4 protein-coding genes and 1 pseudogene are annotated in these 8,845 nt (G+C 42.4%); 1 reads left to right on the forward strand and 4 read right to left on the reverse strand.

Annotated elements, in window-relative coordinates; translation table 11 throughout:
- A partial coding sequence (locus A3835_09775; protein ORI09080.1) for a hypothetical protein occupies window positions 1–3,468 on the forward strand: 3,468 nt, incomplete at its 5' end.
- A 250-nt stretch (window positions 3,469–3,718) separates the two neighbouring features.
- Here A3835_09775 and A3835_09780 read toward each other — a convergent pair.
- The 4 genes and pseudogenes from A3835_09780 to A3835_09795 all read right to left on the reverse strand — a co-directional run bounded on the left by A3835_09780 (window position 3,719) and on the right by A3835_09795 (window position 8,636).
- A complete protein-coding gene (locus A3835_09780) occupies window positions 3,719–4,495 on the reverse strand; it encodes an iron ABC transporter ATP-binding protein (GenBank protein ID ORI09081.1) in 777 nt (258 codons plus the stop codon).
- Window positions 4,486–5,446 (reverse strand): annotated as a pseudogene (locus A3835_09785) (ABC transporter permease). Before A3835_09785 ends, A3835_09780 begins: the two are co-directional and overlap by 10 nt.
- Entirely contained in the window at window positions 5,446–6,480 is a 1,035-nt protein-coding gene (locus A3835_09790) for a hypothetical protein (GenBank protein ID ORI09082.1), read from the reverse strand. Before A3835_09790 ends, A3835_09785 begins: the two are co-directional and overlap by 1 nt.
- A gap of 74 nt (window positions 6,481–6,554) precedes the next feature.
- Window positions 6,555–8,636, reverse strand: coding sequence for a hypothetical protein (locus A3835_09795; protein ID ORI09083.1), 2,082 nt, complete (start codon window positions 8,634–8,636; stop codon window positions 6,555–6,557).
- Window positions 8,637–8,845 lie beyond the last annotated feature (209 nt).

Raw genomic sequence — 8,845 nt, forward strand, 5'->3', positions numbered from 1 at the left:
GCTGGGGCTGGAACAACAGGACCTACTTTACCAGCAGGAAGTATAAAAATTCCATTGTCGGCTTATACAGGAGAGGATGTATCATCAGGACTATTAACTTCATTTCACTCTTCTATACCTCATGGATATCACTTATATAGACATACTGATGGCAGAGATTATCTAACTCCTGACGATCCTACCGCTCCTAGTGCGTTTGAATATAAAGAAGGTTGGTATGTAAGTAATGATGGCAATCTAGCCATTGGTCAAGATAATGCTAAAGATCTAGCAGTAACTAGTGCAAATCAATCATCAAACTATCCAGATGATAACTCTGTAGCTAAGATAGTAGATCCTAGCCAAAATTTAAAAGTATTTGGTTCAGATACCCCTAACAATATAACAGTAGATAATACAAAGATAACATCTGTACACTCAGGAGTTGGAGAAGATAATATCGATGCTAAGAACGGGGCTAAATTATTGGGAATTTCTGGTGGTTCAGGAAGTGATGGTATAACTGTAGAAAGCGGCTCTTTTGTAAATAAGTTATATGGTGATAATAAAACTCAAAACGATATACACGAGAAACGTGTTCACCCAGATTTGGATATAGAAGATAAAGGTGCTGCAGCCGATACCATAAAAGTAACTGGAAGTGGGACGCAAGTTAATTTTATAGGTGCTGGTGATGGAGATGATACCATAACTGTAGACAAGGGTGCCAAAGTAAAGCTTGTTTTAGCGGACGAAGGAAACGATAATGTAACCGTAAGTGATAGCGGAACTTACGTCAGTGCCATAAACGGTAGAGGCGGCGATGATACGATATTGGTAGAAAAAGGTGCAAAAGTAGACGGTATAGTGGGAAGATGGGGTAACGACAAGATAACCGTAAAAGATGCAGACACTGTTGTAACAGAAAATGTAGAAGGCAACGAAGACGGTGATACCATTAAAATTTTAGACGGCGCAAAAGTAAAAGGATACGTTAGCGGCGGACGCGGCGAAAGTCCTAGCATATATGGCGGAGCTGCAGATTCTGATAAGGACAACATTACTGTTGAAAACTCTACTGTTGAAGGAGTTGTAGAAGGCGGCATATGGGGCGGTAATGATGGAATGAAAATTAAAAATTCTCATATAGGCGGAATATCTGGTGGTTTTGGTGAAAATAAGATAGATATTTCAAATGTTACTAATTTAGATGCAAAAACTATTTGGGGCAATAAATTTAAAGATACCGTAAATATTGACGGAACTCTAAAAAATTCTACTATTATAACTGTTGAGGGCGAAGATATCGTTAATATTAACGCTGGTGCGACAATAGATAAGATTGATATAAATACGGGAGCTGACAAAGATACTGTAAATATCAATGCTAATATTACCGCTGATGTTGGCAAGCAATCAAATATTACGACCGAGGGCGGTATAGATACTGTAAATATCGCTAGTGGAGTAACGCTAACTCGTACTGTTATTAGCACGGGTGCCGGAGAAGAAACTATAAAGATCAATGCTGGTAAAACAGGTGTTGCAGATCGTATAACATTTGAAGGATCTTCTTTAGATACCGGAGCCGATAAAGATATAGTAGAAATCACAAATACTATGTTCAAAAAGGGTAGTAACGGTGAATCATCTAATCTAAATACTGGTGACGGTGGCGATATAATCACTATAAAAGAGGGAACTATATTCCAAGATAATTCAGTCATTACAACTGGACTAGGCAACGATAAAGTATATCTGGAAAGTGGCGTTCAATTTAATAAAGCTACCGTTTGGGCTGATGACGGAGATGACGAGATACATGTTAACGGAGCAGAATTTAACGGTCCTAGAGGTATAGGCGGCGTATCAGGCGGAGCTGGAAACGATAAAATTTTCATTAACGATGGAACTAAATTTACCGGCGGCTCTATACTGGGCGACGGCGGAGCTACGCTTGATCCTATAAATGGACCGGGAAATGATGAGATAACTATTTCAGGTACAAATACCGTTCTAGATAACGTAAATATAGATACTGGCGATGCTAATGCGGTTGGCGGAGCTAAAGATACTGTAAAAATCGAGGATGCGAAACTTAAGTACACTAATATTAGGTCTGGTAATGGTAATGATGAGATAACCATAACCGGAAACGCAAATTTAACCGGTGGATTCAATAGGAGCGGAAGCGGCGATGATACTATAACAGTAAGTGGCAATGCAATCTTAAATAACACGTATCTTCAAGGGGAACAAGGTAGTGATACTATAACTATAAGCGGCAATGTTAAGGCTAAAGGTGGTAATTTTAACACCGGAGCTGGAGCAAACGATAAAATAAATATTAACGGTAATGCCGAGTTGGATGGCACTACATTGCAGTTTGAAGGCGATAAATCAACAGATAAAGCTACTCTAAACGTAACCGGAAACGCCGTATTAAAAGACGTAACGATACAAGCTTCTCAATCTCTAGGCGAGCAATATATGAATTTCCATCAAAGCGGCGAAGCTAAAGTAAAAAGCCTTATGGGTAGCCAAAATAAAGACGTTATAGATATAGCAGGCGACTTTACTTATACTAACGTCGGTAATAATCTTCAAACTTACGGTGGAGACGATGAGATAAAGATGCACGGAGGAGCTACGGTAAAAGTCAAAGCAGATATGGGCGAGGGCATTGATACTTTAACAATAGATAATGCTACGCTTAAAGATTCTCAAGTGAATATGGATGGCGGTAATGACAAAGTATATATCAATGCCGGAGCAAATTTAACCGGCACAAGAATTTATACCGGCGATGGTGAAGATAAAGTATATGTAAGAGGCGGTACGTTTAGCGAAGCAGAGATCGGACTAGACAAGGGTAAAAATGAAGTAAATATAGAGTCTGGCGCGGTATTTGGCGACCGAGATGCTGGTCTTAATGCCTTTAATGAGCATAAAACTTATATAAGATCAGATCATGGAAATGATTCAGAAGATACCATAAACGTTAAAGCCGGTGCTACCGTCAAAAATGCTGAAATACAAACTTACGGTGGAGAAGATACTTTAAATATAGACGGTACGGTTATAAATTCGAACATAAAGTTAGGCTCAGGCAATGACACCGTCTCTATCGGTAAAAACGCAAGCATAGACGGTAGCTCTACTATCGACGGCGGAGACGACATCGATACGCTAAAAATTGCCGACGGCAGTATAGATTTTAGCAGAGTTAAGAATTTCGAAAAACTAGATTTAACCCAAGGCAATAACGATATAAATCTATCAGTTAAAGACGTTTTAGATATGACTGATAGTAATAACAAGTTAAGAATAGATGGTAATGGTGACGATCATGTAACGCTACAAGGAGGTATAGGTACATGGAATAAATCTGCTATCCCTAATAGCGATGGTTATACAGTCTATACAAAAACAGAAGGAAGTCACACCGTAACCTTAGAAATTAAAGACGTAGTAGTACATGAGATTTAAAATTTAACTAACTACTTTAATCCCAAAGGAAATTCCTTTGGGATATTCTTTCTTGTCATTAAATTTTTATAATTGTTTATATTTTTAATCTATATAAAATAACCTTTTGTCTATTTTTGTATAAATTTTCTGCAATAAAACATAAGACTATTTCAAGCTAAAATGATTAAGTAAATTTACAAATACCTAATAATAGTTTTATGATTTATGACCTGGTAAAAGCTATTATAAAGGCCTAAGCACTCCATAATTAATTGATGTTCCACCTAATCAGCAATCTCCTTTTGTCTTCGACGTTTAAATTTATAAAATCGATACCGAAAAGTTTTGTTAAATTTTCGCCCTTTAAAATTTGATCGGTTGCGCCGAATTCATATCCTAAGGAGCCGTTTAAAAGTAAGGTTTTATCCGCCGTCGCAAGCGCGTGATCGGGATGATGCGAAGTAAAGATCACGCAGGTTTTTTGCTCGCTATTTAGCCTTTTGATTAGGCTTAAAACGGCGTTTTGATGAAAGACGTCGAGGTATGACGTAGGCTCGTCCATGACAAGAATTTCGGGCCGTAGTACTAGCGAGCGAGCTATAAGAGCCAGCTGCATCATGCCGCCGCTTAGTTCGTCTACGTTTAAATTTAAATACTCGCTAACGCCCGCTATGTTTGCGGCTTCCTCAGCCATCGCCCTATCCTCCGCGCTCGGCCTTGAAAACATATCGACGTTTGCGTTTACGCCCATTAGAATCAGATCTTTTACTTTAAAGCTAAAAGCGATATTTTCGCTTTGAGGCACGTATCCTACGAGCCTGGCGCGCTCTTTACCGCTAAGAGAGGCATGATCGCGCCCATCGATCAAAATTTGACCGCTTTTTGCTTTTAAGAGTCCTAAGATAATCTTTAAAAATGTAGATTTGCCTATGCCGTTTGGGCCCAAAATCGCAAGCGTTTCGCCGCTTTTTAGGCTAAGACTCAAATTTTGCAAAATTTGCTTGCGTTCGTACGAAAAGCTTAAATTTTCTACGCTTAAGACCATCTTTTGCCCTTTTTAACGATGATGACGCCGATCATCGGAGCGCCTATAAGCGCGGTTAGGATACTTAGCGGGATTTCAGCCGAGCTCACGCTTCTAGCCGCAACGTCGGTTAGCATCAAAAATATCCCGCCTAAAATCGCCGAAATCGGAACTAGCTGCGAGTTATCGGAATCGTAAATCAGCCTCGTAATATGCGGCATCAAAAGCCCTACCCAGCCGATGATACCCGCTATCGCTACGCTTGCGGCCGTTATCAGCGTGGCAAGTACGATAAAGATAAAGCCTAAAAATTTACTCTCGCCCAAAATGCTTGCGTGTTCGCCGCCTAGTGATAAAATGTTTAGCTTCCAGCCCATTAGGCTAAGAAGCACAAGCCCGCTAACGCAAACGGGAGCCAGCGCCGCTACGTCGCTCCAAGAGATGGCACTTAGGCTTCCCATCAGCCAATATACGATACTAGGTAGCTTTTCTTGCGTGTCGGCGACGTATTTGACAACCGAGATCAGCGCCTCAAATATCGCTCCCGTGATAATGCCCGCAAGCACCAGCATGAGCTTTGAGTTTTTGTTTGCCAAAACGCCTAGGGCGTAAGCTATCATGACGCTAAAAAGCCGAAAATAAAAGCGCCTATTTGCGTGGCTACGGGACTACCGAAGGCTAAAATGCAAACCACCGCGCCAAACCCCGCTCCGCTACCAACGCCCAGGATATTCGGACTTACCAAAGGATTTGCAAACATCGCCTGAAATATCACGCCCGCCGCACTAAGCTCGCGCCTATCAAAAATGCCGCTATCAGCCTAGGCAAGCGCAGATCGAATATCAAAGCGTAAAGCGTCTCTTTGTCGTTTTGATAATAATCCATAAGCCCGTCAATAGAAATCCTACCCGCAAGCAGCGAAAAAACAACCGCGAAGGCTAGAAAAAGCGATAAAAACAGATACTTTTTCATTATCTAAAAAGCTCATAAAATTTGCTCTCGCCGTTTAGGTCAAAGCGTAAAATTTTAGCTATTTCGTCGTCGTTTAGATCGTAGCCATAGAGCAATTTGTAGCTCTTTTTCATCTCGTCTTTTAAATTTATATGCGCCTGCCCCGAAAATAGCACGCTAAACCACGCCCAGCCTAGGTGCGATTCGCCCGTAGGCGGCTCCCACATATCGCCTCCCAGAGGCATTTTATAGACGGCTTTTTGCTTGACGGCCTTTACGTTTTTTAAAATTTTATCGCTAAAAAAATCCCGCGGAGTTAGCTCGTCAAAGTTGCTAAGCAAGATAACGTCCGGATTTTGCGCAAGAATTTCTTCTTTATTTAAAATTCTAAATCCTCCAAAATTTGCCGCATTTGCTCCGCCGCTTAGCTTGATCTCGTAATCAAAATACGTCCCGCCGCCGGCTGCCTCGTAACTTTTATCTCGGCCGAATATAAAAAGAACCTTCGGTTTTTTGCTAAGCCCTTTTACGAAATTTTCGATCTTAGCTCTTACCTCGGCTCTATTTTGTAAAATTTGCTCCGCTCTTTGCTCTTTTTCGTAAATTTTACCCAGCATACCAAACCAAAAAAGCGGGGCTTCCTCCGTGCCGCTTAAATTTACCAAAGCTACGTTTAGCCCTACTTTTCGCAGCGGCTCGATGATCTTTTCGCCTCTCATACCCCACTGCACGACTAGATCCGGAGATAGTTTTAGCAGCTCCTCGATATTTGGAGTAAAATCCTCTCCGATACCGCCTGCTGGGATACTAGCTGCGCCTTTTATCATTTTTCCCAGCATTCCGCGCTCGATATTTTTCTTGGCCATCGGATGGACGGAGGCTAGGCGAGATACGTTGTTTTCGACGCTAAGAGAAAACGAAGCTAGCGGCACCGGAAACAGAGCTACGCTTTTAACCGAACCGTCAAAATGAAGTTTGTTTCCGCTTTGATCGGTAAATTCAAGCGCGCTCAGCGTCGCTGCCAGTAGCAATAAAACGGATATGATTTTTCTCAAATTTGATCCTTAAATTTGTAAATTTTAGGGCTTTTGAGCGGTGGTGTTTAAAACCCGCTCGGCAAATTTAAAATTTAAAAGCTAGCCTTAAAGCCTAGTTTGAAATTTCTGCCCGGATTTATTAGCGGGTTGCTAGCGCTTTTAGGCTGGCTGATTAGCTCGTAGCTTAGGCTTGGGGCGTATTCTTTGTCAAAGATATTTTCGACGCCGAAATTTAGGCTAAAATCTTTTAAGAAACCTAGTTTGCCCAGACTCTTGCCAAAGTATAGGTTATGCACGAAGTATCCCGCTCGCTCGCGTTCTACGCTGTCGTCTATGCGCGTCTTTCTCGCCGCCCAGTCGCCGCTATACTCTATGTATGAGTTTGCCAAAAACTCCGGCGAATAAGAAACGGCCACGCGTCCGCTAAGCGGAGCGATCTCGGGAAGCGGTTTGCCGGTTTGTTTGTTTTTGCCGCGCGTGTAGGCGATGTTTGTTTTAAGCTCCAAATTTGACAAAATTTTATAAGCGAGGTCAAATTCCGCTCCGCTTATCTTGGCTCTATTTACGTTTTGCGACTGATAGTAGGTCACGCCGCCGCTTTGCCAGTTTCGCTCGACGATCAGGTCTTTATAATCTCCCGTGTAAAATATCAAATTCGATCTAAGCGCTTTATCCGTATAGCGAAGTCCGGCCTCATAGGTAACGCCTTTTTCGATATTTAGATCAGGGTTTGGCAGATACGCCTCGCTGCCTGAAAACGTAAGTATCGGGGCAACCTCGCCGCTCATAGGAGCTCTAAACGAAGTAGAGAAATTTCCTACAAACTCAAACCCTCCAATGATAGGGTAAATAAGTCCCAGGCCGTAGCTGGCTCTGCCGTCTTTTCTATCGTTGGCGTTTTCGTATAGGGCTTTTACGGCGGGGCTCATCGAGCTATCCATATCAAAGGACGTTTTTATGCGGTCGTAGCGTAAATTTGCGCTCAAAATCGCGTCGTTGCTAAATGCGTATTCAAGCAATCCAAACCCGGCGACGTCAAGCTGTTTGGTTCTTAGCCTATTGCGAAATCTAGGGCCGTTATTTACGCTTTGATACACGCTATCCCAGTCCTCGTAATAAAAATCTACGCCGTAAGTTTGGGTTAGGTTGTCGCCTACGAATTTACCGATAAATTTGCCGCCGTAGACCTTCGGACCGTTTACGTAGTTATCGACTTGTCTAGGCGAAAACGAGCCGATGTAGGGCCTTATATTTAGGTGCGTATAAAGCTCTCTGTAATACAAGCTAGAATCTAGCAGAAATTTGTCGTTTACGTTGCCTTCGTAGTTTAGCGCTACGTATTTTTCTCTAAGAGGCGCTTCTTTTATGTATTTTTGAAAGCCTCTCGCGTTTGCCGTTCCCGGAGCGCCGACCGCCGTACCGACTACGCCGCGCTCGGACTCCGTATATCTGGTTACGAGCTCAAGTCTGTGAAAATCGGCAAAGCTATATCCGCCTTTAAAATCAAGGCTTCGGTAATTATACCTCGTATTTGGGATTTTGCCCGCAGGAGTGTCGTAGTCCTTGCCGTGTTTGTAGTTTAAGCCGAGCAATGCGTCAAACCCGTGTCCGACTACGCCGAGTTGTAAGCGGTTTTGTACGCCTTTGTTCGCGCTTTGATACTGGGTGCTTAGATACGTATCCGATAACGCCCAGTCGCCGTGCACGTCCCCGCTAGCTCTTTTGGTGACTAAATTTACTATGCCGCCAAAGGCGTCCGTGCCGTAAAGCGTGCTAGCAGGGCCTCTTATTATCTCTATCCTTTCGATTTGATCGGGCGTAAATATCGAATACTCAAACGCCGGCCTACCTCTAAATCTAAGTCCGTCTACGAACATCGGCACGCGGTAATCAGACGAACTAAAGCCTCGCACGTTTACGGTGCCCGAGTCCATGCCTTCGTTTACGATTGAAACTCCCGGTGCCTCGCTGATTAGCTCGGGTACACTTTTGCCGAGCTTTCTTTCTATCGTCTCTTTATCTACTACCGAGACGCTTTTGCTTATCTCGTCTACGCTTTGAGACGATCTTTGCGCCGTGACGGTTACGCCTTCTAGCGATTTTAGCCCTACTTCGTCTTGCGCGGCGGCCAAAACGCCGACCAGAGCGAGGCTAAGCGCGATTTTTCTCTGCATTTAAACTCCTTTAAAAATATTTGAGTAATTATATAGAAATATATAATGATTTTCAATATGTATAAAAGGTAACATCATATTTAAAAAGCCATAATTACTATATTTATACTATATATTAAGACACTAAGATATACCATGTTGACTGGCATGATATTTATGATATGTGCTAAATAGTACCCCACATTGTACCCCAGTACAATAGACAAGCC

It is taken from the genome of Campylobacter concisus, from assembly GCA_002092835.1.
Classification (GTDB): Bacteria; Campylobacterota; Campylobacteria; order Campylobacterales; family Campylobacteraceae; genus Campylobacter_A; species Campylobacter_A concisus_K.